Origin of the sequence: Collinsella sp. AM16-21, assembly GCF_003471905.1 — a bacterium.
Classification (GTDB): Bacteria; Actinomycetota; Coriobacteriia; order Coriobacteriales; family Coriobacteriaceae; genus Collinsella.
Genome location: NZ_QRKJ01000006.1, coordinates 1 through 339 on the forward strand (window position 1 = coordinate 1; position 339 = coordinate 339).

The following is a 339-nucleotide window of genomic DNA, read 5'->3' on the forward strand; positions in this document are numbered from 1 at the left end:
CTAATCGCCCGAGCTCTTCCGGAACCGCACCTCGCGGCCCGCGGGACTTTGCGCTCATGCGCGGTCCGGGCACGAGGATGCCCCCGAGTCAGTTTCTTTCCTATGCGCCATGCGGCCCCCAGGGCACGTAGATGAGACCCAGGACACCGTAACGGTGGGCGCCGCCCACCGGTCAGCGGCCAGAGCATGGGGGGCACGCCCGGTCCCGTTCCGAACCCGGAAGCTAAGCCCCATCGCGCCGAGAGTACTGCGGGGCCAGCCCGTGGGAGGCCAGGGCGCCGCTGACCGGTGGACGGCACCGAGCCGTCTGATGACTTGAAGAAGGGGGAGGCCTCGCGG

1 rRNA gene is annotated in these 339 nt (G+C 70.2%); it reads left to right on the forward strand.

From position 1 onward, the window contains the following. The first annotated feature begins 171 nt into the window (after positions 1-171). A 5S ribosomal RNA gene (gene rrf / locus DW180_RS04355) occupies positions 172-287 on the forward strand. The last annotated feature ends 52 nt before the right edge of the window (positions 288-339 follow it).